The sequence below is a fragment of the Nitrospirota bacterium genome, from assembly GCA_020851375.1.
In the GTDB taxonomy this organism is placed as follows: Bacteria; Nitrospirota; 9FT-COMBO-42-15; order HDB-SIOI813; family HDB-SIOI813; genus RBG-16-43-11.
The window spans coordinates 136834-163026 of record JADZCV010000045.1 but is presented as its reverse complement, the minus strand read 5'-3'; the positions used below and the strand labels follow the sequence as shown (position 1 = coordinate 163026).

At 46.1% G+C, this 26193-nt stretch carries 27 protein-coding genes; 22 read left to right on the top strand and 5 right to left on the bottom strand.

The features are described 5' to 3' along the window. Position 1 precedes the first annotated feature (1 nt). Together IT393_10170 and IT393_10165 are read right to left on the bottom strand one after the other, a co-directional pair. The gene (locus tag IT393_10170) at positions 2-319 is read right to left on the bottom strand and encodes a helix-turn-helix transcriptional regulator (protein ID MCC7203011.1); all 318 of its coding nucleotides are present in this window, start codon (positions 317-319) and stop codon (positions 2-4) included. Between the two features lie 101 nt (positions 320-420). Next, positions 421-1563: a chromate transporter gene (locus IT393_10165; protein MCC7203010.1), complete on the bottom strand. Its 1143-nt coding sequence runs from the start codon at positions 1561-1563 to the stop codon at positions 421-423. Positions 1564-2145: 582 nt separating this feature from the next. Here IT393_10165 and lexA point away from each other — a divergent pair. Continuing rightward, complete coding sequence (gene lexA / locus IT393_10160; GenBank protein MCC7203009.1) at positions 2146-2745, top strand: repressor LexA; 600 nt, start codon at positions 2146-2148, stop codon at positions 2743-2745. Between the two features lie 238 nt (positions 2746-2983). Then, positions 2984-4294 carry a DNA polymerase IV gene (locus IT393_10155; GenBank protein MCC7203008.1) on the top strand — a complete coding sequence of 437 codons (1311 nt, stop codon included), beginning with the start codon at positions 2984-2986 and terminating at the stop codon, positions 4292-4294. On the opposite strand, the gene IT393_10150 is transcribed toward IT393_10155, so the two are convergent. Further along, complete coding sequence (locus tag IT393_10150; GenBank protein ID MCC7203007.1) at positions 4284-5150, bottom strand: response regulator; 867 nt, start codon at positions 5148-5150, stop codon at positions 4284-4286. The genes IT393_10155 and IT393_10150 overlap by 11 nt on opposite strands. A gap of 180 nt (positions 5151-5330) precedes the next feature. Here IT393_10150 and ilvD point away from each other — a divergent pair, with 180 nt between their 5' ends. Together ilvD and IT393_10140 are read left to right on the top strand one after the other, a co-directional pair. Then, positions 5331-6995, top strand: coding sequence for a dihydroxy-acid dehydratase (ilvD, locus tag IT393_10145; GenBank protein MCC7203006.1), 1665 nt, complete (start codon positions 5331-5333; stop codon positions 6993-6995). Positions 6996-7266: 271 nt separating this feature from the next. Next, positions 7267-7455, top strand: coding sequence for a hypothetical protein (locus IT393_10140; protein MCC7203005.1), 189 nt, complete (start codon positions 7267-7269; stop codon positions 7453-7455). A 163-nt stretch (positions 7456-7618) separates the two neighbouring features. On the opposite strand, the gene IT393_10135 is transcribed toward IT393_10140, so the two are convergent. Further along, on the bottom strand, positions 7619-7891 hold the full coding sequence (locus tag IT393_10135) for an HU family DNA-binding protein (protein MCC7203004.1): 273 nt from the start codon (positions 7889-7891) through the stop codon (positions 7619-7621). 42 nt (positions 7892-7933) lie between these two features. After that, positions 7934-8377, bottom strand: a complete 444-nt coding sequence (locus tag IT393_10130; GenBank protein MCC7203003.1) for a hypothetical protein — start codon at positions 8375-8377, stop codon at positions 7934-7936. 85 nt (positions 8378-8462) lie between these two features. Between IT393_10130 and IT393_10125 the strand changes: the two genes are divergently transcribed. From IT393_10125 to fliM, 18 genes are all read left to right on the top strand, one after another. Continuing rightward, the gene (locus IT393_10125; protein MCC7203002.1) at positions 8463-9860 is read left to right on the top strand and encodes a sigma-54-dependent Fis family transcriptional regulator; all 1398 of its coding nucleotides are present in this window, start codon (positions 8463-8465) and stop codon (positions 9858-9860) included. A gap of 158 nt (positions 9861-10018) precedes the next feature. Then, positions 10019-12094, top strand: a complete 2076-nt coding sequence (locus IT393_10120; protein MCC7203001.1) for a tetratricopeptide repeat protein — start codon at positions 10019-10021, stop codon at positions 12092-12094. A 5-nt stretch (positions 12095-12099) separates the two neighbouring features. Continuing rightward, positions 12100-12870 (top strand): hypothetical protein, encoded by a 771-nt coding sequence (locus tag IT393_10115; GenBank protein ID MCC7203000.1) that lies wholly within the window; start codon positions 12100-12102, stop codon positions 12868-12870. Then, positions 12870-14222, top strand: coding sequence for a sigma-54-dependent Fis family transcriptional regulator (locus tag IT393_10110; GenBank protein ID MCC7202999.1), 1353 nt, complete (start codon positions 12870-12872; stop codon positions 14220-14222). The genes IT393_10115 and IT393_10110 overlap by 1 nt, the downstream gene beginning before the upstream one ends. 152 nt (positions 14223-14374) lie before the next feature. Then, on the top strand, positions 14375-14785 hold the full coding sequence (gene flgB / locus IT393_10105; protein MCC7202998.1) for a flagellar basal body rod protein FlgB: 411 nt from the start codon (positions 14375-14377) through the stop codon (positions 14783-14785). Between the two features lie 2 nt (positions 14786-14787). Beyond that, a complete protein-coding gene (gene flgC, locus IT393_10100) occupies positions 14788-15198 on the top strand; it encodes a flagellar basal body rod protein FlgC (protein MCC7202997.1) in 411 nt (136 codons plus the stop codon). Between the two features lie 30 nt (positions 15199-15228). Further along, positions 15229-15525, top strand: a complete 297-nt coding sequence (gene fliE, locus IT393_10095; GenBank protein ID MCC7202996.1) for a flagellar hook-basal body complex protein FliE — start codon at positions 15229-15231, stop codon at positions 15523-15525. Positions 15526-15628: 103 nt separating this feature from the next. Beyond that, positions 15629-17242: a flagellar M-ring protein FliF gene (gene fliF, locus IT393_10090; protein ID MCC7202995.1), complete on the top strand. Its 1614-nt coding sequence runs from the start codon at positions 15629-15631 to the stop codon at positions 17240-17242. 29 nt (positions 17243-17271) lie between these two features. Continuing rightward, the gene (gene fliG, locus IT393_10085) at positions 17272-18279 is read left to right on the top strand and encodes a flagellar motor switch protein FliG (protein MCC7202994.1); all 1008 of its coding nucleotides are present in this window, start codon (positions 17272-17274) and stop codon (positions 18277-18279) included. A gap of 19 nt (positions 18280-18298) precedes the next feature. Then, entirely contained in the window at positions 18299-18940 is a 642-nt protein-coding gene (locus IT393_10080; GenBank protein ID MCC7202993.1) for a hypothetical protein, read from the top strand. A 1-nt stretch (position 18941) separates the two neighbouring features. After that, entirely contained in the window at positions 18942-20267 is a 1326-nt protein-coding gene (gene fliI, locus IT393_10075) for a flagellar protein export ATPase FliI (GenBank protein ID MCC7202992.1), read from the top strand. After that, positions 20264-20707: a flagellar export protein FliJ gene (fliJ, locus tag IT393_10070; protein MCC7202991.1), complete on the top strand. Its 444-nt coding sequence runs from the start codon at positions 20264-20266 to the stop codon at positions 20705-20707. The genes fliI and fliJ overlap by 4 nt, the downstream gene beginning before the upstream one ends. Beyond that, positions 20704-21282, top strand: a complete 579-nt coding sequence (locus IT393_10065; GenBank protein MCC7202990.1) for a hypothetical protein — start codon at positions 20704-20706, stop codon at positions 21280-21282. Before fliJ ends, IT393_10065 begins: the two co-directional genes overlap by 4 nt. Positions 21283-21300: 18 nt before the next feature. Then, positions 21301-22332, top strand: a complete 1032-nt coding sequence (locus IT393_10060; GenBank protein MCC7202989.1) for a flagellar hook-length control protein FliK — start codon at positions 21301-21303, stop codon at positions 22330-22332. A gap of 18 nt (positions 22333-22350) precedes the next feature. Then, entirely contained in the window at positions 22351-23022 is a 672-nt protein-coding gene (locus IT393_10055; protein ID MCC7202988.1) for a hypothetical protein, read from the top strand. Between the two features lie 65 nt (positions 23023-23087). Beyond that, entirely contained in the window at positions 23088-24419 is a 1332-nt protein-coding gene (locus IT393_10050) for a flagellar hook protein FlgE (protein ID MCC7202987.1), read from the top strand. Between the two features lie 251 nt (positions 24420-24670). Continuing rightward, positions 24671-25201 carry a flagellar basal body-associated FliL family protein gene (locus tag IT393_10045; GenBank protein MCC7202986.1) on the top strand — a complete coding sequence of 177 codons (531 nt, stop codon included), beginning with the start codon at positions 24671-24673 and terminating at the stop codon, positions 25199-25201. Between the two features lie 9 nt (positions 25202-25210). Next, on the top strand, positions 25211-26176 hold the full coding sequence (gene fliM, locus IT393_10040) for a flagellar motor switch protein FliM (protein MCC7202985.1): 966 nt from the start codon (positions 25211-25213) through the stop codon (positions 26174-26176). The last annotated feature ends 17 nt before the right edge of the window (positions 26177-26193 follow it).

The following is a 26193-nucleotide window of genomic DNA, read 5'->3' as shown; positions in this document are numbered from 1 at the left end:
ATTACCCTGACATCGAAAGGCGTCCCTTTTCCCTGATCTGCTCCATCATAACCTCACGCATCAATTTGCAGGCCTGAACTACCTTAGGGTTTGCAATACGGTAATAGATGCTGACACCTTCCCGACGGGATTTGAGTATCCCCTTTGCCTTCATTATAGACAGGTGCTGGGATAGATTGGCCATCCTGATATCCATCTTTTCAGCAAGCTCACCGACTGTCAATTCCCTGTTTCCAAGGATGCTGATGATCTCAAGCCTCTTGGCATTTGCCATAATCTGACATATGCTTGCATGTATCTCGTATATCTCTTTTTCCATGAATTCAGCCTCTAAAGTCTTTATTTAGTTTAGAAATAATGAAAGTATATTGACATAATATCAGTTAGCCATATTGCTGTCAATGAACCGAATGATTAAGATTACAGAAGGAAACTTTTGATAAGACCAGTCGCGGCCCCGCCGGCAATGAGCCATGTTGAATTGACTTTAAAGTAAACCAACAGGATGGCGGCTGTGACGGCCATTATAATTGTAAGAGGGTCTATGAGGGATGTCTGGCTAAGCTGAACCGTTACTGCGGCCATCAGTCCAAGGGATGAGATGTTTACGCCGTCCAGGAACGCACTTATACGGGGAGAGTGTCTGAGACGCGGGATTAGCGGGTTAGTAACAGCCACCAGGATAAATGACGGGAGAAATATGCCGATGGTGGCAAGTATTGCCCCGGGGATGCCTCCAAGTATATATCCTATGAATGTTGCGGTAGTGAATACAGGTCCCGGAGTTACCTGTCCGATTGCAATGGCATCAATCAACTGCTGGTCTGTGAGCCAGCCGAGGCGCGAAACAAAGTCATTATGAAGAAATGCGAGCAGTACATAGCCGCTCCCGTATAAGACTGAGCCGATCTTGAGGAATATGAGGAAGAGGTGTGAAAGTTTGAAAGGGACAACAGATGATGCTGCTGCCGGTAATGAGAGCCCGGCAACAGGTGCAATTAACCCAGGGAGGTTGTCTTTCCGTGACCATGTCAGATTATTTGCAATTATTGCAACAAACCCGCCGGCAAAAAGCAGGAGTATCTCGTTAACTCCAAAGAAATAGAGTATGAGAACGGTCAGTCCAATAATTGCCGTTAATAATCCTTTGACGGCCCGGCGCCCCAATCCCCATAACGCCTGTACAATTATTGCTATGACAACCGGTTTAACGCCGTAGAGGAGCCAGGAGACCTCAGGCATTGCGCCAAAACGGACATACGCCCATGCTATTGCCATGACCATCAGCATGGCAGGAAGGATGAAACATGTGCCGGCTGTGATAAGGCCTTTCCATCCTGCCCGGAGAAGGCCTAGGTGGATTGTCATCTCAGTTGAATTAGGACCCGGTATAAGATTTGTTGCACCGAGCAGGTCAAGAAAGTGATGATCATCCACCCATTTCCGGCGCTTTACGACCTCATCCCGCATCATGGCTATGTGAGCCGCCGGGCCGCCGAACGCCGTGACGCCAAGCTTGAGAAAGAGCAATGCCACCTCACGCAGGCGATGGTTGTTTTGCATGATGACATATTACTTTAATAAAGCGGGTTATTGCAATAAATGAAGTTTTCTCCTTGACAGTAAACGAATGTTCACCTATTATAAAGATGGCAGGGAGAGGGTACGGGTGAGGGTGGTATTTTTAGGTGAACCGTCATGAGCCCTTCGACTGTTCGACAAGCTCACAGCTCAGGGCTCACCAGGGTTCATGAAAACGTCATTCCCGCGTAAGCGGGAATCCAGACCGTGGGCCTGATACTGGATTCCCACTCCCCGCTTAAATCCTGCGGGGACAGGTTACGTGGGAATGACGGGTGAATAGGAGCATTTTTGGATGATGTATCTGGAATATAATTCTTTGTGTCCTTTGTGTCTTTGTGGTAAATAACTGGGATTTTAAGGTGAACTGTCATGAGCCCTTCGACTGTTCGACAAGCTCACAGCTCAGGGCTCACCAGGGTTCATGAAAACGTCATTCCCGCGTAAGCGGGAATCCAGACCGTGGGCCTGATTCTGGATTCCCACTTCCGTGGGAATGACGGGTGCTTAAATCCTGCGGGGACAGGTTACGTGGGAATGACGGGTACTTAGGAGTATTTTCGAGTGAAGAAGCTGGAACATAGCAGAGAGGCTAAATTAAAATCGCGGTTTCATGCCATAGCCCGGTTTTATAAGCAGCGGGGGCGTATGCCGAGTTTTTCTGAGATAGGGAAAATGCTCGGTATGAGGTCGAAGAATGCCGTGTTCAAGTTTGTAAACAGGCTTGAAGAGATGGGGGTGGTAGAGAGGGACCATACAGGGAGGCTTATACCGAGGTCATTGGTATCAGGCACGAGGGTCCTTGGCACTGTAGAGGCCGGCTTTCCGAGCGCTGCCGAGGAAGAGCTGGCGGATACGCTCTCTTTTGATGACCTGCTTGTAGAGAACAGGGAGGCTACATTTTTGCTAAAGGTGTCCGGTGATTCCATGGTTGAGGCCGGCATACTCCCTGGTGACATGGTTATAGTAGACAGGTCTCAGACCCCAAAGAGCGGTGATATTGTGATTGCTGAGGTAGACGGGGAGTGGACCATGAAGTATCTGAGAAAGCGCGGGGATGCGGTTTCTCTGTTGCCTGCAAATCCGAAGTATAAAGCTATAAGACCCAAGAGTGAGTTGAAGATTGCCGGTGTGGTAACGGCAGTCGTGAGGAAGTATATATAATTGATAATATGTGTAGTTGTATGGAATTATTATTTGTCATTCCCGCGTAAGCGGGAATCCAGAGGTAAGGAATGAAGAATTATTATGTTTATATTCTTTGTAGCAAACAAATAAAGAAATGGAAAAGAATATGGAAACTAAAATTAATTGAAAAAGAGAGCCCACAATGGAATGACTTGTATAAAAGTATTTGTGAGTAACAATATCTGGATTCCTGCTTTCGCAGGAATGACAAAGCATGGATAAGCCTATTACAATCCACTCATGGCCGAGGGCCATAATGCACATGGATGCGGATGCGTTTTTTGCATCATGCGAGCAGGCGATACATCCCGAGCTTCAGGGGAGGCCTGTCATAACAGGAAAGGAGCGGGGTATAGTTGCTGCGGCAAGCTATGAGGCAAAGGCAAGGGGTATAGAACGCGGGATGAGGCTGTTTGAGGCTAAGAAGGCCTGCCCTGATGTTGTACTCCTTCCATCTGATTATGAGACCTACAGCCTCTTTTCCATAAGGATGTTTGAGATACTCAGGCGTTTCTCACCTGATGTGGAGGAGTATTCGATTGATGAGGCATTTGTGGATCTTACCGGCCTCAGGAGGACTTTTCACGGTCCATATTCAGATATTGCAGGGCGGGTGCAGGAGGCGATAGCAAAGGAGCTGGGGATAAGTGTCTCTATCGGTGTAAGCCTTACCAAGGTGCTTGCCAAGGTCGCCTCAAAGTATAAAAAACCATGCGGGATCACAATAATTCCCGGGGGTGACATACACAGATACCTTTCAGATCTGCCTGTTGGAAAGCTGTGGGGCATAGGTCCGAACACCTCTGCATTTCTTGGAAAGTTTAATATAGTAACGGCCCTTGAATTTGCACGCAGCAAAGAGGAGTTTATAAAGGCATACCTCTCCAAACCCTATCAGGAGATATGGCATGAGTTAAATGGCAGGAGCGTTTATCCTGTAGTACGGGAGTCAAAGAGCAGTTATAAATCAATCAGCAAGACAAAGACCTTTACCCCTTCGTCAATGGATGAGACCTTTATATTTGCCCAGTTGTCTAAAAACCTTGAGAATGCCTGCATCAAGGCAAGGCGCCATAAACTTGCAGCTTCGGGGTTAATCCTGTTTCTGAGGATGCAGGACTTCAGGGACAATGGGGTTGATCTGAAACTAAGCCGCCCTACTTCATTCCCGGCAGAGCTTACAGGCATACTCAGGAATGGCTTCAGGGAGATATACAGGAGCGGTACCCAGTACAGGTCAACAGGCGTTATCCTGGCCGGTCTTGTCCCTGTCAGCAGTGTCCAGTACTCCCTGTTTGATGATGTGCCTGGAATAGAGAAGATGGGCAGGATATACAGCGCTGTTGATGAGCTCTCACAACGGTTTGGCAAGCATACGGTTCAGCATGCCTCAAGCCTGCCGGTAAAGATTCATGCACAACATGAGGGGGAGCGTGGGGACGTGCCTGCAAGAAAGGGGGAATTGTTTAAAGGGGAAAACAAGAGGCAAAAGATAGGGGTACCTCTGTTGAATGTCAAGGTATAGCAGTCAATATGTCTATGACCTTTTTCCTGATGTCTTTGAGGCGTGATGGCTTTTCCAGGTATGACAGATTATACTCCCTGAAAAAATCCTCTGTCTTTTCGTCCACCCTCCCAGTAAAGAACAGGAACCGCTTGCTTATTGATGGATAAAGCTCCACAGCCCTCTTATAGAAATCCATACCGTCCATAACAGGCATACTAATGTCACTTATAATTGCGGCATAATATTTATCCTGAACCTTTTCCAGGGCTTTTCTGCCGTTTGAAGCTGTATCTATCATGCCTTCCTTTGACAATATCGCCTGCATGACATCAATAATAACGTGTTCATCATCAACAATCAGGATCTTTTCTTCCCATATATCAGGGAAATGTGTTATGCGGTCAAGATGTTCCTTAAATTCATTACAAGAGTTGAGAAACTGTTTAATGGTCATCTTGTGTTTGTGAATATTGATGGCTGCAGTCCTGAATTGTGAATCATGATCCTTCATTGTTGTTAACATGTAGGCAAATGCATCGTTCAATTCACAGAATTCGATGGAAATTATGTGATCAGCAAGGGCACTTCTCGTCAGTGTTCCGGCTTCTATGCCTTTTTCAATCCCGGACAGGCACGCATCAAATTCGTTCCTTGTTGTGTCACTCATTACAGCAATCAATGACGGCAGGTTATTCCTTCCCTTCACCAGGTCATAGACCTGAGTTATTATGGCATGGTGCACCTTTTCATCATAAGCAAGCCGTCTGACGAATCCGCTGAATTCCTCATCAGCATGAAAATAATCTGCCGCCTTATTATATATAGAGCATGTCCTGCCTTCAGCATGTACCAGCCACTCTATGATTTCTTTCATGGTTTTACCTGAATGATAATGGGTCTGTATGAATTTATCTTAATCCCCTCCATTCCTGTATGTCAACTTTGTGCCGGAATTGGGTCTTTACCGGATGACTGGTGGAGTGTTATAATACAAAATCGTAATACGAACTCATTATCAAAGGTGATACCTTGCTAAAGTAAGGAGAGAGGGATTATGCGCAGTGATACGATAAAAAAGGGGTTTGAAAGGGCGCCGCACAGGAGCCTGCTGAAGGCCTGCGGTCTTAAGGATGGTGATTTTGACAAGCCGTTTATAGGCGTAGTGAATTCATACATTGATATTATCCCGGGCCATGTTCACCTGCAGGAGTTTGGCCGGATCGTAAAGGAAGAGATACGGAAGGCAGGCGGCGTCCCGTTTGAATTTAACACCATAGGGGTGGATGACGGGATTGCCATGGGTCATAAGGGGATGCTCTATTCACTGCCAAGCAGGGAGCTTATAGCTGACTCAGTAGAGACGATGGCCCAGGCGCACATGCTTGACGGTCTTGTCTGCATACCAAACTGTGACAAGATCGTACCGGGGATGATCATGGGGGCCATGCGTGTGAATATCCCGACTATATTTGTAAGCGGCGGACCAATGGCCGCAGGACGGACTACGAGCGGGAAGGTGGTTGACCTCATATCTGTCTTTGAAGGAGTAGGTGAGTTCAGGGCAGGCAGGATATCTGAGTCACAGTTAAAGGACATTGAAGACCATGGCTGCCCGACATGCGGTTCATGTTCAGGCCTGTTTACAGCAAATTCAATGAATTGCCTGATGGAGGCGCTTGGACTTGCCCTGCCAGGCAATGGTACGGCGCTTGCTGTGTCAAAAGAAAGAGACGATCTCATTCGAGGGGCAGCAAGACAGATATTAGGTCTTGTTAAGGCGGACCTCAAACCGCGTGATATTGTAACGAAAGAGGCCATTGATAATGCCTTTGCATTGGATATAGCTATGGGAGGCTCCACCAATACGATTCTTCATACCCTTGCAATAGCCTGGGAGGCCGGGATTAATTATGACCTTGGCAGGATAAATGACCTCTCGGCTCGCGTACCAAATATCTGCAGGGTAAGTCCGTCCTCACAATGGCATATAGAGGATGTTCACAATGCCGGGGGGGTGAGCGCTATCCTGAAAGAGTTGAGCAGGGTGGAAGGGGTAATAGACCTGAGGCAGAAAAGCGTGACACTAAAGAGCATCGGCGATAACATCAGGGATGTAGTTTTGAAGGACAAAGAGGTCATAAGGCCGGTAGAAAATGCCTACAGCAAAGATGGCGGGCTGGCCATACTGTTTGGCAATCTTGCACCTGAAGGTGCGGTTGTGAAGACTGCAGGGGTGTCGCCTGTAATGTTAAGGCATGAAGGACCTGCAATAGTATTTGAGTCACAGGAAGAGGCATGTGCCGGGATCCTTGGAGGAAAGGTTAAGGAAGGACATGTTGTCGTTATTCGCTATGAGGGGCCTAAGGGAGGTCCGGGTATGCAGGAGATGCTTTCTCCAACGGCAAATATAATGGGCATGGGTCTTGGGGATAAGGTGGCGCTGATTACGGACGGAAGGTTTTCAGGCGGTACCCGCGGTGCCTGTATCGGTCATGTGTCACCTGAGGCAGCAGAGGGTGGAACGATAGCACTGATCAAAGACGGTGACATTATCAGCATTGATATTAACAAGAGGACCCTTGATGTTGAGTTAAGTGAAGATGAGCTTGCGAGACGCAGGGCTGAATGGAAACAGCCGCCTCCAAAGATCGAGAAGGGCTGGCTTGGAAGATATGCACGGATGGTTACGTCCGGCAGCAAGGGGGCTGTGCTCGTGTAGCAAGCCCGGATGCTGGTGAGTTATCGAGTGAACCGTCATGAGCCTGGGCTCACAAGGGTCGATGAAAATGTCATTCCCGCGCAAGCGGGAATCCAGAACTAGTGCTTGATTCTGGATTCCCACTCCCCGCTTAAATCATGCGGGGACAGGTTCCGTGGGAATGACAGGTACATAGGAGCATTTTGGGATGATGTATCTGAAATATAATTCTTTGTGTCCTTTGTGTCTTTGTGGTAAATAACGGGGAATTTCAGATGAAACGGAGGTTGACGTGTCAGATAATGATAAAACAGGGGGTACGGAAACAGGAAACCCTGGTTCTAATTTAAAGCATCAGATTACCTGCGGTAAATGCGGGATGGTATATGAGATCAGGTATATCTCAGAGACATGCCGTATGGTTGAAGGAGAGGGATATCTCTGCATGAATTGCAACACTGTCTTAGACCTGGAACCATGAACCGGCGCCGCAGTTGGGTGCTTTTCAGCGTCACAACGGGAGAACGCTCAAAAGTACTCAAATGCAAGGAAGGAAATAAGATTTGAGCTGAGGCGTACTGTGTTGTACGTTGAAGTTCAAATCTTTTTTCCTGACGCCGCAGTGGGGTGCTTTTCAGCGTTCTCTATTTGAGGGAATTCTTGAGGGCTGTCCCGGCTGTAAACTTAGGCAATTTACCTGCCGGTATCTTTATCTCTTCACCAGTCTTTGGATTCCTGCCGGAGCGGGCCTTCCTGTGCTGTACTGAGAATGTTCCGAACCCGAGCAGAGTTACCTTTTGTCCCTTCTGCAATGCCCTGGTTATATTTTCAAGCATGGAGTTCAGCGCGTTTGATGCTGCTGTCCTGCTGATACCTGCTGAAATTGCTATCTTGTCTGTCAGTTCTGCTTTTGTCATTGAAGGCCTCCGGTGGAAAAACAGGAGACAGATTAACAGACATTATTTCATCTTGTCAAGCGATATATTTAACTCTTTGATTTTTTTCCTGAGGGTATTTCTGTTTAATCCGAGGATGTGGGCTGCTTCCAGTTGATTCCCCTTAGTCTCTTTAAGTGTCATGGTTATGAGAGGTTTTTCAATTTCACGCAAAAGGGTATAGTAAAGGTTGGATCCTTCTGATGACTTAAATCTCCTGATAAAGTCGTGGATTCTTTTTTCTATATAATCTTTAAGTGACACTGTTGGCTGGCTATTCTGTGAAACGATTGAATTGAATGTATCAGGATCAAGTCCAACAAGACTGCACGGGGTTTTTCCTATTCTCTTTTTTGCCTCATGTGCATCTTTGATAAGTGTTACTTCTATGCCCTTCTCTCCCCATGTCTTTCTTAGTTCAGACAACCCGTTATTCTTTCCAATAATGACAATACTATCGTTTTCCATGACCGTATTCTTGTATCATAAAAGATTAAATTAAGTCAATTATATAAATGTTGACATTGGCGTCAAGAATTTGTAAGATTATGTCATGAAATCCCCCCGCATTCTCCTTGTAGATGATGATGCTGACATCAGGGAGACGATGATTACTCTCCTCTCGATGAATGGCTACGAGGTAACTGCTGCAGCAGATGGACAGTCAGCCATGGAAGCAGCAGGCAGGGATAAGTTTAATGTATTAATTACAGACCTTATGCTGTCTGGGATGAGCGGTATTGATGTCATTAAAAATATCAGGGCCATAGATGCTGATTTGCCTTGCATAGTCATTACAGGCTATGCCACTGTATCTAACGCAATAGATGCAATGAAGGCAGGCGCATATGATTACCTGATGAAGCCATTTAACGGTACGGAAGTCTTAATACTTCTGAAACGTGTGATTGAATTACAGGACCTGCAGACAGAGAATAGTCAGCTTAAAAAGAGTCTTCATCAGAGGTATGGTTTTGAGAATCTCATAGGGTGCAGTGAAGGTATTCAAAAAGTCTGTTCACTCATAGAGAAGGTTGCAGAGACTGACAGCACTATCCTCATACTTGGGGAGAGCGGTACTGGAAAAGAGATGGTTGCAAGGACCATACATTACAATAGTCCAAGAAAGAATAAGCCTCTTATTCCGATAAATTGCGGCGCCATCCCGGAAACACTGCTGGAGAGTGAATTGTTTGGGCATGAAAAGGGCGCATTCACCGGTGCAAGCAGCACTCGTATTGGAAGATTTGAACTTGCAGACGGAGGGACAATATTTCTTGATGAAATAGGCGACATGAGTCCGACGCTTCAGGTCAAACTCCTCCGGGTACTGCAGCAGCGCGAGTTCGAGCGTGTAGGTGGTGTTAAGACTATTAAGGTGGATGTCAGGATTATTGCTGCTACAAATATTGATCTTGAAACAGCCGTCCATGAAGGAAAGTTCAGGGAAGACCTCTATTATCGTCTTAATGTAATACCAGTAGTAATTCCCCCATTGAGAGACCGTACAGATGATATACCTTTGTTGATGGATCACTTCCTCAGTTATTTCAACAAGTCAAAGAAGAGAGAGATAAAGGGATTTTCACCTGCAGCAATGGAAATACTTGTGACATATCCCTGGCCCGGGAATATACGGGAGCTTGAGAACCTTGTTGAAAGACTTGTAATACTCAAAGGCGATGGAACTATTTGTCCTGAAGACCTGCCTGATAAATTCATTTCACATAAGTTAAGCAAAGACGGCGCCCGCGCACTGCACGTAACCCTTCCTGAAACCGGTGTCAATCTGAAGGATGTCGTAGAGGAGTTTGAGAATAACCTGATCCTTCAGGCCATGCAAAAGGCACAGGGCGTAAAGAATAAGGCAGCACAGCTACTCTCCTTAAATCGCACTACTCTTGTGGAAAAACTCAAGAAGAAGAAGTTAGACTTTCATATTAATGCCTGATCCTGCAATAAATATTTTGACTGCCATCTTGTCAAGTTATTGACAAGATAAAACCACGCCATCCTTTTCAATATGTAATTCATCCACAATATCAATTAGTTATAAAACGAGTGTCCCGTGATATTTACTGGCACGTCTATTGCTTCTAAGCATCTTCGATGCAGATAATTATTATCTTACTATTTGTCGTTCTCAGCATAAGCGACTCCAGCGCATCTGTATTATACAAGACGCCTGCCCTGTTTCCTCCATCTCCTGAAACGATTATCGTTTCATGGACAGACAGGGTGAACGGTGACGGAGCGAAGGAATTCCAGGAGGCATTGGTTGCTTTTAAGGGGGGTAATTACGAACTGGCCCTTGATCAGTTTGTGCAGTTTACGATGGACGGCAGGAACAGTGAAGTCTCCGCTGTCTCATCACTCTACGCAGGCAGCATATACCGCTGGCTTGCATTAAGAGATGGCAGGAAAAATGAAAAGGTTATGATGAACGCGCTCCGGTCATTTCAGTTTGGTCTGAGGTTATGTCCGGCACGGGAAAAGGGAAAGATTCCGGAAATACTTCTTGAGACAGGCAACATATACCTTGATCTAAACCTGATTGCTGAGGCTAAGGGAAATTTCAGGAGGGTGATCGAGGATTATCCGTCAACCCTGTTTGCTGCAAGGGCACAATATATGCTGGCAGTTATCAATCTTAAGTTGGGTAATTTCAAAGATGCATTGTCAGACCTTGATGTGCTGATGTTAAGATACAATGGCAAGATGGAGAAGGAAAGGGTATTCCTTGCTGCTGAGTTACTTTTTTTACTCAATGAGTTTGGTGATGCAAGAAAGTACTTTGAAGAGGGACTAAGAAGATGGCCGGCCTACATGAAAGGCAATCCTGAAATCCTGCATGAATATAGTGAGTGTCAGTTTCAGAATGGAGAAATTATAAAGGCAAGGGAAGGCTTTCTGACTTTTTATAATCTGTACCCAAAAGACGGTCAGGCCGGTTTAGCCCTTAAAAGGGCGGCAGAGACATTTGCCATTTCGCGAAACTATCCTGTTGCTGAGAAGATATTTCGTGATGTAATCATGTACTTCCCTGACAGCGATGATTCCTTTTCGAGTATGCTTGCACTGGGGGACATGAAGCTTCAATCCAACAGGGAGGCCAGATCATCTCGCGGACGTCCGGCGATTCCGGCTGATAAGTTCAATCAGGATACGTTGAAATACTATAAGGATGTTGAAACAGCTTCAGAAAATAATGTCCTTGTTGCCACAGCAAGGTTTAAGACAGCTAAAGTAATGGAGGAACAGGGCAGGCTCCAGCAGTCATTTAACGTCTATCTCGAACTTATCAATAATCCAGACAGTAATTTAAGAAGTGAGGTCTCAGAAGCGCTCAGCGATGCTATTGACAGAATAGGGATAAAGATAAGGGACAGGCTTGACCGGGGTGACAAGGCCGGTGTTCTTAAACTATACCATGCCTTTTACAGGGATAACCTCAGGTATGTGAAGAACGAAGGACTTCTCATGGGTATAGCTGCCATGCATGAGGGGCTTCACTTTTACAATGACGCACATGTGATCTATGAAGCCATTATTGAGAGAAATGGAAGCAGAAGAGAGCAGGCGTTGTTTAACGCAGGAAAGTTGTATGCCTTGTCCGGTGATGACAGAAAGGCGGTCGGGCTGCTTGGACGACTTTTATCAGAATTCCCGGACGGCAGTATGACAAATGAAGCAAGGGCTCTTGCCGGCAACAGTTTCTATAACCTCAAAGAGTATGAAAAGGCGAGCAATAATTTATATGCAGTAATAAGAGATGCACCGTACCGCTATCCTGATGCCTATATAAAACTTGCGACCATGTTGCAGAACAGGACTCAGTATGAAGACAGCATTGCTGTCCTCAGGGATATGCTTACAGGTGTCAGGAAACAGCCAAACGCCGGGTTTGCGTCAAATGGTTATGTCATGCTTGGCAATGCTTATTATGGATTGCAGAAGTACCAGGAGGCAATGGATGCATACAATGCAGGATTAAAAGGGGGATGGCTTAAGGAAGGCTCTGATACAGTGGAGTTTATGATAGGGGACTGCCTTTTAAGGCTGGGAAGGGCGGAGGATGCCAAAAAGGTGTTCTCAAAGTTATCCGGGGGCAATAATAATCTTGTCAAACAGATTTCTGAGGAGCGCATAAAAGACATTGCCTATGCTTCAGGACAACTGAATTAATTGCCATGAACGATAAAAATATATCACACAGATGTGAAGTGCCTGAATACGGGGGAACAGAACCATATCCTGATTTAAATTACAGAGACGGCCATGAAAGGGAAGTGCGCCTGCAGTCTATGGGGGGGATGGTGACAAAGATAGTCCATGACATCAGAAATCCCCTGGGGAGCATTGAACTGATTACATCCTTATTACGGAAAGAGCTGGCAGCAGACCCTGATAAACAGGTTTTATTGGGGCATATAATTTATGGAGTCAAAAATATTGATGCGGTTTTATCAAACCTGCTGCACTTTACCAGGCTTCCCAAACCTGCTTATGAAAAGGCAGGGATTGGGACAATAATTGATAACAGTCTCGAAGGCGTGTCGTATCTGATAAATAAAAAGAATATCAGTGTGGTAAAAAGATGTCCTGACCGTCTCAGGTTGTTTTGCGATAAGACATTACTGCGGCAGGTTTTTCTTAATCTGTTTCTGAATTCCCTTCAGTTCATGGAGGATTCAGGCAGCCTCACTATTGAGGCAGTCGAGGATACTGCCAACGATACAGTTGATATATCAGTTCAGGATACAGGTGCCGGGATTGCCTCTGCAGACATGAACAGGATATTCGACCCATTTTTCACGACCAGGGAAAATGGCACAGGCCTCGGCCTTACCATCGTGCACAATATTATAAGCGCCCACAGAGGGAGCATTAATGTCTACAGCAAGCCAGGGGCCGGCAGTCTTTTTGTTATGCATTTGCCTTTAAAGGGGGGGGGAGCTTGATGGGGCGGACAATACTTCTGTCAGATGATGACTGCGAAATGCGTTTTGCCATGAGTGAAACACTAAGGAGGTGTGGATATTCAGTTGATATTGCATCCGGCGGAGATGAGGCTATACGAAAGTTTTCATCAAAACAGTTTGACATGGTGATAACGGATGTCAGGATGGCAAATGGCGACGGAGTTCATGTGCTAAAGGAGGTAAAAAGGCGCTCCCCTGATGTCCCGGTAATCCTTGTTACTGCTTACGGCACCATTGATAATGCAGTTGAGGCGATGAAACTGGGCGCTTTTGACTACATAATGAAGCCATTTTCCGCGGATGCCCTTGAGGACCTTGTAAAACGTGGTATTGAGTCTGTTCAGGATGCAAATAAACCGTCATCGGATGATAAAGAAGCAGCAGCTATTATATCAAAAGACCCTGGTATGCTCAGATTATTAAAGACTGCGCAGGAAATTGCATTTAGTGATGTTACAGTGCTGGTAGAGGGTGAGAGCGGTACCGGGAAGGAAATGCTTGCCAGGTTTATTCATAACAGAAGTTACAGGGCCGGAAATCCGTTTGTCGCCATAAACTGTGCGGCTATACCTGACGGACTCCTTGAGAGTGAATTATTCGGTCATGAAAAGGGGGCGTTTACCGGGGCCATCAGCAAGAGAAACGGAAAGTTTATACAGGCAAATACGGGTACATTGCTCCTTGATGAAGTGGGAGAGATGAGTCTTCCGCTTCAGGCCAAGCTATTGAGGGTGCTGCAGGAGAGGCAGGTAGACACCATAGGCGGGAAAGAGCCTGTTCATATTGACATCCGTGTTATTGCCACAACCAACAGGACGCTGAAAAGAGAGGTGGAAGAGGGAAGATTCAGGGAGGATCTCTACTACAGGCTGAACGTCTTCCCGATGGTACTCCCTCCGCTGAAGGACAGAAAGGGAGACATCCCTGAACTTGCAAGGCACTTTATGAAGAAACTTAAGGACAATAGATCACGCGGGAACAGGGCCCCGGTTACAAAAATATCAGATGAGGCCGTGGATGTCTTAATCAGCCATGACTGGAAGGGGAATATCAGGGAGCTTGAGAATGTTGTAGAGAGGGCGATCCTGATTGCCGACGGCGACACTCTGCTTCCGGGTCACCTTATGATTGAGGGTAAGAGAGACAGCCGGAATACGCCATCTTCCATTTCTGCAGGGATGTCTGTCCGGGAAATGGAAACAGCCCTTATACTTAAGACCCTTGAGGATGTCAACTGGAACAGGACAAAAGCAGCAAAGCTTTTGAACATAGGGATTCGCACCCTTAGAAATAAATTGAGCGAATACAGGGAGGAAGGAATTATTGTGTAGGCAGAAATTGCCTGCTCAGGTGGAAACAAAGTGCCCTCTGAAATGAATTAATCAGGGCAGGTGGAATGAAGTGAGTTGTAACATATTGATAAACAAAATAAATAAAATGATTCTGGCTATGGTATATCGTTTGCAAACTATGTTTCATTGCAATGACTATGACACTATTCGATAATACAATTTCATTCCTGTCCAAGGCGCTTGATATGATGAGTGACAGGCATAAGCTGCTGTCTGCCAACGTAGCCAATCAGGATACACCGCACTATAAGGCCAAGGATATTAATTTTACTGATGAACTCAGGGCTGCGCAGAATTCCGGAGGGGTGCAGCAGATATCAAGGACAAATCCCATGCATCTTAACGCTGATACCGGCTTGAACAGCAGCGGTGCAGCAGTAATTAACAGGCCTGAGAGCAATGCCGGCTATGATGACAACAGTGTTAACGTTGAGCTTGAAATGGCGAATATGGCACAGAATTCTATTCTGTATAATGCCTCAGCGCAGGTTATTTCAACAAAATTCAGAATGATTGCAAACGCAATCAGAGAAGGGAGATAAATATGGATATCGGAAAAATCTTTTCAATCAGTGCATCAGGTCTTGAGGCTCAGAGGATCCGGATGAATATAATTGCAGGCAATCTTGCCAACGCTCAATCCACGCATACTCAGGAAGGCGGTCCGTACAGGAGGAAGGATGTTGTCTTTTCAGAGGTGCTTGACAATGCCCTTGATAACAGTGCCGGTGCAGTGGAAGTTAAAGAGATAGTGGAAGACAAAAGGCCTTTCCAGGTTGTATTTGATCCTCAGCATCCGGATGCCAATGAAGAAGGATATGTGCAGCTTCCTAATGTAAACCTTCTTGAAGAGATGGTTAATATGATGTCGGCGTCGAGGTCCTATGAGGCCAATGTTACTGCAGTAAACTCTGCAAAGGCTATGGCTCAAAAGGCGCTGGAGATCGGCAGGTAAGAAAGAAGGGGATGGTGAGTCATGAATAAAATGGAGATAAACGGCATTGGGGCCAATGTATTTCCCGTAGCTGACAACAAGTCCGCAGCAAAAATTGATGACTCCGTAAATTCATTTGCGGAGATGCTCAGGGGGTCAGTCGAAAAGGTCAATACAGTGCAGAATGGGGCTGATCAGGCAGTGCAGGATTTATTGTCAGGTAAAGACCAGAACATTCATCAGGTGATGATTGCCGTGGAAAAGGCGAACCTGTCTTTGCAGATGATGATGCAGGTTAGGAACAAGTTAATAAGTGCGTATGAAGAAATAATGCGCACCCAGGTATAGTTGACGCTGAAAAACGGGGGTACACATTGCAACCGGACGATTTTGAGCGTCAACTTTCGTTGACTGGTTATGAGAGATAAGACAAGAAAGGGAACATATAGTTATGGCGATTAATCCTTCCGAATTGCAAAGCAGATTTGCGGCGATACCTATTGGCCAGAAGGTAATGGCTGTGGCTGGGGTTGCCGCTATGATAGCCGTGGTGATAGCTGTTGTGCTTTGGGCTAATCAACCGGTATATCAGCTTCTTTATGCGAACCTGTCTACTGAAGATGCAGGGACAATTACTGCGAAATTGAAGGAGTTGAAGGTGCCATATGAATTGCAGAACGGAAATGCGGTATTGGTTCCTCATGAAAAAGTTCATGAACTGAGATTGCTGCTGGCAGGTGAGGGGATACCTTCAGGCGGCGGCGTGGGATTTGAGATTTTTGACAGGACAAGCATCGGCATGACTGACTTTGTCCAGAAATTAAATTACAGGAGGGCGCTTCAGGGAGAACTGGCCCGAACCATCAGCCAGATTAGTGAAGTTGAGCAGGCCAGGGTTCATTTGGTCGTACCTGAAAAGACACTGTTCTCTGAGAAAAAAGAGTCAGCCCGGGCATCTGTGGTGTTGAAGATAAAAGGGGGGGGGACGTTGTCCCAGAACCAGATCTATGGGATCGTTCACCTTGTCGCAAGCAGTGTGGAGGGTTTGAGCGCACAGAATATATCGGTTGTTGATACTCATGGGAATATATTATCAAAACCTTCTGATGACGGATATGCTGCAAACATGTCCACTTATCAGATTGAGTATCAGCGGAATCTTGAGAAGTCACTGGAAGAAAGGGTGCAGAGCATGATCGAGAGGGCAGTCGGGCCCGGCAAGGTCTCTGTTCGTATATCGGGCACTCTTGATTTCAAACAGGTAGAGACGACTGAAGAGAAGTATGATCCTGACACTGTTGCTGTCAGGAGCGAGCAAAGGGTTCAGGAGAATGCTTCGGGCTCTTCAGGAGGGGTGTCAGGGATCCCGGGCGTGGTCTCAAACCTTCCATCCGCCAGGAATGAAAACCCTCAGGCCGCAGGCGATACAAAGGGCACTTCATCGCAATCCAGGAAGGCACAGGAAACAATAAACTATGAAATAAACAAGACGGTCAATCATATTGTAGAGGCTGCCGGGACAATCAGGAGATTGTCAGCAGCTATACTGATAGATGGAAATTATGAGATTGTCAAGGGTAGTGATGGCAAGGATACGAGGAAATATATTCCGAGAACAGTTGAAGAGCTCGGCAAATATACTGAAATTGTAAAAAAAGCAATAGGATATAACGAGGAAAGGGGAGATCAGGTCGAGGTGCTGAGTATACCGTTCGAGTCATCATTAATATCCGCAGACTCCGAAGCAGAGCCTGAGACCAGGTTTCAGCTGACCGCCATGCTGCCCTTCATCAAGTATGCCGTTGCCCTGGTTGTAGCAGGGCTTGTATTCCTGTTTGTTGTAAAGCCGCTTATGAAGACAGCTCTTGCAACGAGACCCCAGATTGCATCTTATCCAGGCGGAATGAGCGGAGTTTTCCAGTCATCGGGTGAGGTTGAGGGTGGCATACATCCTCCTCTTAAGATGGACTCAGAGGTCATGGCAAGAAATGAGGTGCTGAAAATTGCCCGGGAGAATCCGCAGCAAACGGCAAAATTAATTAAATCATGGATCAGTGAAAAATAGGGCATTCATCATGGGGAGAGGATAACGGTATGACGGAGAATCAGAATAATGGATATGAAAAGGCTGCAATCCTTTTGGTGACACTGGGTGAGGATGTTGCATCTGAGGTTATGAAAAACCTCGATGCCAGGGAGATAAAGTTAATAGGCAATTACCTTTCGAAGGCGAGCAAGATAGCGCCTGAGAAGGTAAAGACCGTCGTAAGGGAATTTCATGAGATTGCCACATCACCGGACAGTTTTGTTTTTGGCGGTGAAGACTACATGCGTGCTGTGCTTACAAAGGCTATGGGTGCTGAAAGGGCAGGCAAGGTGATGGAAAACCTCGCTATAGTATCCGAAGACAAGGGCCTTGAGGCATTAAAATGGATTGATCCGCGCGGCATTGCAAATCTTGTAAAAGGCGAGCATCCGCAAACTATTGCGCTTATCCTGGCACACCTGGATGCTGATCATGCAAGCCGGGTGGTTTCTTTGCTTCCTGTTGCAATACGGGGCGATGTAATGCACAGGATAGCGACAATAGAGGGGGTTTCACCCGGCGTCATAAAAGAGATAGAAGAGGTCCTGAATAAGGAACTGCAAATGGGCGGCTCTATAGTGGAAAAAAAGATCGGTGGACCTGATGTGGCTGCACAAATTCTGAACAGCCTTGACAGGAGCAATGAATCGGCGATCATGAGCAGCATTGAACAGACCAGCCCGGATCTGGCGGAAGCTATACGAAAGATGATGTTTGTCTTTGAAGACCTCATGAACATAGATGACAGGGGTATGCAGGAGATTATGAAAGAGATCAGCAAGGAAGACCTTATGATTTCCCTTAAGGGTGCGGGTGAGGATTTGAAGGCCAAATTCTTTAAGAATATGTCGGAAAGGGCTGCACAGGGGGTTAAGGAAGACATGGAGGCCAAGGGGCCTGTCAGGGTCAGTGAAATCGAAAAATCCCAGCAGGCAATATTAAAGATTGCCAAGAGATTGGAGGAAGAGGGAAAGATTGTTATAGGCGGCAAGGGAAGTGATGACATGCTTTCCTGAAATATAACATGAAAGGGGTATGTGCAAAGTGTCGGGTAAGGTTCTGAAAACAGAGGTTAAGGATAGATCGAATATAAGACCATTTCAATTGAATAAAGTTGATGATGGGACCGCCAGAAAGGCATCTGCAGGTCAGGAGGAACCGAACTCTGACGTCATGCAGGATGTCAGGGATGCTGCATATAACAGTGGGTTGGAGGATGGCCTGAACAAGGGCAGGATGATGATCTTAAAGGAGATAGGTACTGAACTAAAGATCATGAAGGGGCTGATAGAAGGTGCAGAGAAACTCAAAGATGAATTATACAGGAAGATTGAAAATGATGTGGTAGATATATCAGTTATGATTGCAAGAAAGATAATAGGGGCGGCAGTGGAGCAAGACCGTGAGCTTGTTGTAAATATTGCAAAAGAGGCTATTAAGAGGGCATCAGACAGGGAGGTTCTGAGGATCAGGGTTGCCCCGGTTGATTATGATACGCTGAATAAAAAACGCTCAGAGTTGCTGCAGTGCATTGACGGTATAAAGAGCCTCATATTTGAAGCGGATGAATCTGTACAGCCTGGTGGCTGCCTGATTGAGACCAATCAGGGTGATATTGATGCAAGAATAGATTCTCAGATTAAGGTAATCAAGGGGGCACTGACAGCGGCCAAATAATATGCTAAATCTGACCAGGCACCACAAAATAATTAACGAGACAGATCCTATCAGGGTCTACGGCAAGGTTACTCAGATTACAGGCCTTATTATAGAAGGACACGGACCAGGTTCTTCAATCGGCGAGCTTTGTGAGATTTTTCCGAAAGAGGCATCTCATGTTGTAGAGGCTGAGGTCGTCGGATTTAAGGGTGAGAAGATTCAGCTTATGCCTCTCGGAGACACAAGGGGGTTGAGTCCGGGCAGTAAGATCATGGCAAAGCGACACAGGGCAGTCGTCCGTGTTGGTGAGAATCTTCTTGGACGGGTTATTGATGGGCTTGGAAATCCCATTGATGGCAGGGGGGATATAGCAGGCAAGATGGAATATCCAATATATAATTCCCCTCTTAATCCGCTGGACAGGCGCAGGATTGAAAAACCACTTGACCTGGGCATCAAGGCCATGAATGGATTGATTACATGCGGTCAGGGACAGAGGCTTGGCATATTTGCCGGCAGCGGAGTAGGCAAGAGCGTACTCCTTGGCATGATGGCGAGAAATACGTCTGCAGATGTGAATGTGATTGCGCTGATCGGTGAACGGGGAAGAGAGGTCAAAGAGTTTCTGGATAAGGACCTCAAGAATGCCGGCCTTGCACGATCAGTCGTTATCGTGGCGACGTCGGATCAACCGCCGCTTATACGGATGCGCGGGGCATATATTGCCACGGCCATTGCCGAGTACTTCAGAGATTGCGGTAAAAAGGTCCTGCTGATGATGGATTCTGTTACGAGGTTTGCAACGGCCATGAGAGAGGTGGGCCTTGCCATAGGCGAGCCGCCTACTACCAAGGGATATACGCCTTCAGTTTTCTCAGTCCTTCCAAAATTACTGGAGAGGGCAGGCACCTGCGCTGGTAAGGGTAATATAACAGGGCTCTATACGGTTCTCGTTGAAGAGGATGACATGAATGACCCTATCGTTGATGCTGTAAGGTCAATATTGGATGGTCATGTAGTCCTTTCAAGGGATCTTGCAACACACAACCATTATCCGTCCATTGACATACTTCGCAGCATCAGCAGAACTATGATAGACATTGTTTCCCCTGAACACATGGCAGACGCGAGGAAGCTGCGGGAAGTCGTTTCAAGGTACAGGAAGGCTGAAGACCTGATAAATATAGGGGCTTACAAGAATGGCAGCAATGCTGACATAGATTATGCCATAAGCATGATTGAGCGTATCAATGATTACCTGCGCCAGGGGATAGAGGATAAGGTTACCATTGAGGATAGTATAAAAAGACTATCCAGACTGTTTGAAGTAAAGGCGGCTGCATGAAACATAAAAGCATAAGGTTCGATCCCCTTCTCAAATACAGGGAATTTCTTGAGGAGACTATGAAGTATGAACTGGCTGAAGTTCTGGAGATACTTGATCTTGAAGAAAAAAAACTCTTTGCTCTTGAGGAGATATGCAATCGTGCTGCGGAAGAATTAAAGGAAAGACAGGAGCGGTCGGTGCCTCCTCACGAAATATTCATGTATCATTCCTACCTGCAGCAGATAACGCTTGATATGGAAGTTCAACGCCGGAGGGTAGCTGAGGTAACCAGGACATACAATGAAAGAAAGACGGCATTGACAGTAGCATCACAGGATAAAAAGGTTGTGGAGAGGGCCAAAGAAAAAGAGATTGACGTGAAGAAGGAAGGTGTCAGCAGGGAAGATAAGAAAGTGATGAATGAGATAAGCAATAACAGATACCTGAGGAATAATTGAGTAATTCATTGTTAAAAAGAAAAGAACCTGTAATATACCTGACCATCCTGTTTACGTTTCTTATAGGTATGTTTTTATTTGTACCGGCAGTGGCTGTTCAGAAACAGGACAACGGACACGGTGAATCACCGGCTCAGCCGGCGGATGGCGGTACAGGCGGAGAAGTGTCTGATGACGGTGAAAAAGACATTCAGTCAATAATGAAGGCCCTTGAAGACAGGGAGAGGGAACTTTCAAAGCGGGAAGAGGCCTTGAAGAAGGATGAAGAACGGCTGAATATGTTAAGGTCTTCTGTAGAACTGTCACTAAAGCAATATACCGCCATGCGTGACAGGATGCAAAGCAGTCCGGCAGGCAATAAACCTCAGGACAGCCTTACACGTATGGCCAGGCTTTATGAATCAATGTCCGTTGAAGAGGCTGCTCAGAGGATAGAGAAAATGGAAACGGATCTTGCCGTTAATCTGCTAATGAGGATAAAAGGGAAACAGGCAGGAAAGATACTTGGTTCAATTTCTCCTGACAAGGCCGCGTCACTAAGTGCCAGGATGGCATCGGGAAAGGTTGACAGATAAATGACCACGCAGTTTCCAATGGCTGCAGCAGAGAAACCTGCTGATACAGGACGCACGTCAGACAGAACAAATGCCGTCAGGAGAAATAAATCAGGTGTTGATAACAGTGAAATGTTTTCAGCATTGCTTCTGATGTTATCAGCACAGGGTGACAACAACGTTATTCCAAAGGATGAAGGACTCGGGTCTCTCTCTGCAGGCCTGAATCATGACAGTGAGTCGCAGGATGCAGACGTGCTGCAATCTGAATTGACCCCTTTGACAGCTCAACTGCGGGATGCAAAGTTACAAAAGACACATTTATTACAATCTGATTCTCTGTCCCCTGGCAATCTTCTGCGCACACATAATGAACGTAGTGATGATGACCGGACTGACAATGGTTTGAAAGATGAGAATGGCTATTCACCCGTTACTGATATCCCCATGTTTGCCATGGATGGACCTGAATCATTCATGGACGCTCCTTATATGAAGCTATTACGTGAGGCATCAGGTAAACAATCGGATAATGCTGCTGATACGTCTACTGATGTAAAGCCGGAGATTATCCCGAATATGCACATGGAAAATCCCGGCGGGAACGTTAAGGCGGCCGCGCATAGTTCTTCACACAATCTGCGAACAGGGGTTCTAACGCAGTTAGCAGACAAGCTGGCTGACATGTATTTCATAGGCGGCCATTCGGCCAGGATAAGACTTCAGCCTGAAGAACTTGGCAATATGCATATAGATATTTCTGTCGCTGATGACGGCATAAAGGCCATTGTTACTGTTGAGGAAAAGCTCGTGAAAGACATGCTGGAGTCTAACCTGGACACGCTTGTTGACGAATTGAAAAAATCAGGCCTGAATATTGATCAGTTTACCGTAAATGTATCGTATTCCGGTTATGATGGCAGTATGCCCGGATGGTTTTCTGACAGGGGCAGGAGGGATTTGTCTGACGATATGCCATTGACTGACCTGCCTTATGACGATGCTGCAGCATGTGACACGGGAGGTGCAATTATCGGGTCAGGTGCAAACAGTATCAGCATTTTTGTATGACAATAAGAAGGAGGTATTATGATTAGTTCAATCGCAGGAAATGAGCTCGCTTCCACCAGTAAGGTTGACAGGGAGGTTAAGAAGACGCTTGGTCAGGAGGACTTTATGAGGCTGCTTGTCACACAATTACAGTATCAGGACCCGTTAAAGCCGATGGAGCATACTGAATTCGTGACACAGCTTTCACAGTTTTCAAGCCTTGACCACCTGGCCGGGATTAACAGCGGGCTGAAGACGCTGACAGGCGGTCAGACTGATATGAATAACAGGCAGGTTGTCAATTTCATCGGGAAAAATATCATGGCTTCAGGCAACAGGCTTTCGATGGATGGCATTAAAGGTTCAACCGGGATCGGGTATCAGTTAAATGATGATGCAAGTGAAGTGGTCATCAGGATTATAAATGAAGACAACAAGACGGTGAGGAGTATAAATGCCGGTCCTCAGGACGGTGGAATTCATACCGCAGTCTGGGATGGCAGGGATAACTCCGGCAACATCATGCCTGCCGGCGGGTATACATTCGAGGTGAGTGCAAAGGATCTCAACGGAAAGGAAATGGACATAAGGCCGAATATTACCGGGGCTGTGGATGGCGTGTCATATGAGAATGACGTCCCGTATCTTATGATACAAGGCATGAGGATACCATTGACTGACATTGAGGAGGTGAGGGATGTGAAAATTTAACAGACATGAGCTGCATGCAGTGCCGGCCCTTGTGACCGGCAGGAATAAATAAAGGAGGAAAACAGATGGCAATATTAACATCACTATTCACAGGAATCAGCGGTCTTAATGCAAACGGTACTTCACTTTCAGTTATAGGAAACAATATTGCAAACGTTAATACAGTTGGTTTTAAGGCCAGCCGGGCTTCTTTTGCAGACGTCCTTAGTCAGAGCCTTACAGGCTCATCAGGTAATCAGATAGGCCGTGGAGTATATCTGAGCGATGTTTCAACGCTGTTTTCACAGGGGTCAATGGAATCAACATCCAGCGCACTTGATTTTGGCATTGATGGTGACGGGTTCTTCCTTGTTAATGATTCCGCAGGCACTTCATTCTATTCAAGGGCCGGTCAGTTCAATATAAACAGTGATGGTTACATAATAAACCCGGAAGGATATTTCCTTCAATGTTATCAGGCTGACAACGCGGGAAACATTACAAACAATATAGACAATATTGATGTGTCAGCAGCCACTACACCGCCCAACATAACGTCAACAGTCCAGATGACCGCCAATCTTGATTCAAGCGAAGTGCCCATTGCAGCAGGCTTTGATATTAATAACATCAGCAACTCATATCATTTTTCCAATTCAATGACAGTTTATGATTCACTTGGCAATCAGCACCTTGTTACGACATACTTTACCAAGGTGCATGAAGACACGGCCGGTGCCTCAGGAAATTACTGGCAGTGGAATGCAGTTGCCAAAGGTATAGCCGGAACAGAAGTCATGGGAAGGGGGTATCTGCAATTTGATACGAGCGGAGCGCTTGTTGCAGAGAATATAGCAGATATGGATATTAATCCTGTGACAGACCTTGGTCTGGCAGGCCTGATGTCTGATTTCAGCTTTACAGGCGGGGGACAACAGAATCAGGTGATAGGTTTTGACTTTGGAACAGGCACTGCCAATGGCGGGTCAGGGCTTGACGGTACAACACAATTTGGCGCAGTGTCGAGCACCTCATTTCTGAATCAGGACGGCTATTCTGCCGGTTCATTGAAGTCTTTGAGCGTAAATCAGGCTGGAATAATAAGCGGGTCATTCTCCAATGGACAGACAAACACCATTGGTCAGGTCGTGATCGGGTTATTTACCAACCCTGACGGCATGAGCAAGATCGGGAAAAACCTGTATGCAGAATCGTATGAATCAGGTCAGCCTGTCCTTGGAGCTCCGGACAGCGGCGGACGCGGAAGGATATTAGCCAATACACTCGAACTGTCAAATGTAGACCTCGCTGAGGAGTTTATAAAGCTTATAACAACCCAGAGGGCATTTCAGGCAAACTCAAGGATTATTACAACTACTGATTCAATGCTCGAGGAACTTGTAAACCTGAAGAGATAATCAGTCTCATTAAGCCCCCTCATGATCTGAGGGGGCTTTTTTGTTTGTGTCTTATAAGGTTATGTCAATTACATGACATGTCATTGCGAGTTTGACGCCATATCTGCCGCACCTGCTCCGGCTCTAATCTGTAACTACTTGAAATATTGAGGATATAATAATTATAAAATCCACTGCTTTGTGGCATATACATTGCAAAATGTTGAATATCAGTCTTACGATTAAACCTGACATATTTCACAGGGGGGAAAATGGCAAAGGATGATAATGCAGATGGCGGAGAAAAAGATAAAGAAGGCAGGGAGGGTGAGTCAGCTTCTCCAAAGCCGTCTAAAAAGAAATTCATGCTCCTTGTAATAATAGGCGCGGGTCTCGTAGTGATTCTGGCAGGCGCATTCGCTGGATGGAAGTTATTCCTTCAGAAAGGCGATGACGCGGGTAATGCGGCTGCAAAAGCGCAACGTGATGAGGAAAAGGCTGCAGGACATATAATGTCGCTCGATCCCTTTGTTGTAAACCTGGCTGAGCCGTCTGACGTTACATATCTTAAGATTACGATAAATCTGGAAGTTGAATCTGAGGGAATGGCTGCAGAGATTCAAGCAAAGACGCCTCAGATTAGAGATGCCATTCTTATGCTGCTGACCAGCAAGACGGCTGAAGATGTAAAGGATACGGGAGGAAAACTGAAATTGCAGGATGATATGGTTGCAAGGATCAATCATTTTGTCAGCACAGGGAAAGTCAAAGCGGTTTATTTCACTGAGTTCGTGATGCAATAGAGAGATGATATGGAAAAGATACTATCACAGGAAGAAGTAAATGCCCTGCTGAAGGGGATTGAGAGCGGAGACGTGGCAACAGACCTGTCTGCGACAGATGACAGCAGTTGCCGCTCATATGACCTTACAAGTCATGAAAGGGTGGTAAGGGGCAGGATGCCTACCCTTGAGATAATCAGCGAACGGTTTTCACGGCTATTTCAGGTTAGCATGTCTGTGACGCTTAAAAAGATGGTGGAAGTGAATATGGCTTCCGTTGAGTTGATGAAGTTTGGTGAATTCATGAAGCATATACCTTTGCCTGCATGCATCAACGTATTCCGGATGGACCCGTTGAAGGGATTCAGCCTGCTTGTTGTTGATCCGCGAGTCATATATCTGCTGGTTGATAATTTATTCGGCGGCAAGGCGCAGACACATGTGAAGATAGAAGGCCGGGACTTTACACAGATTGAGCACAGGCTTATAAAAAAGATCGTTACTCTATGCCTGCAGGATATAGAAAAGGCCTGGAGACCGGTGCATCCGGTATCAGTTCAGTTTTCGAGGACTGAGATCAATCCGCAGTTTGCTTCGATAGTTACGCCTACTGAAATAGTCATAGTCATTGCATTTAATATTGAGGTGGAAGGTGTGCCAGGAAAGCTGCAGGTCTGCATTCCTTACCCCTGCATTGAACCCATTAAAGAAAAGTTGCAGGCCGGTTATCAGAGTGACAATTATGAAGTAGACACTAAGTGGATGGAGAGGTTTAAGCAGCAGCTGGCAGATTGTTCCCTTAATATCAGCGTTGAACTGGGAGGGACAACGATTAAGATTAAAGATGTACTGAATCTGAGCGTTGGAGACATCCTTATTCTCGATAAACCGGCTGATGAAAATATAACTGCCAGCATTGAAGGCAAGCCGAGGTATTCAGGCAGGCCGGGTGTGTACAAGGGGAACCTTGCATTCCAGATTATGAAACCTTATTGAGTGTATTAACAGAAGGG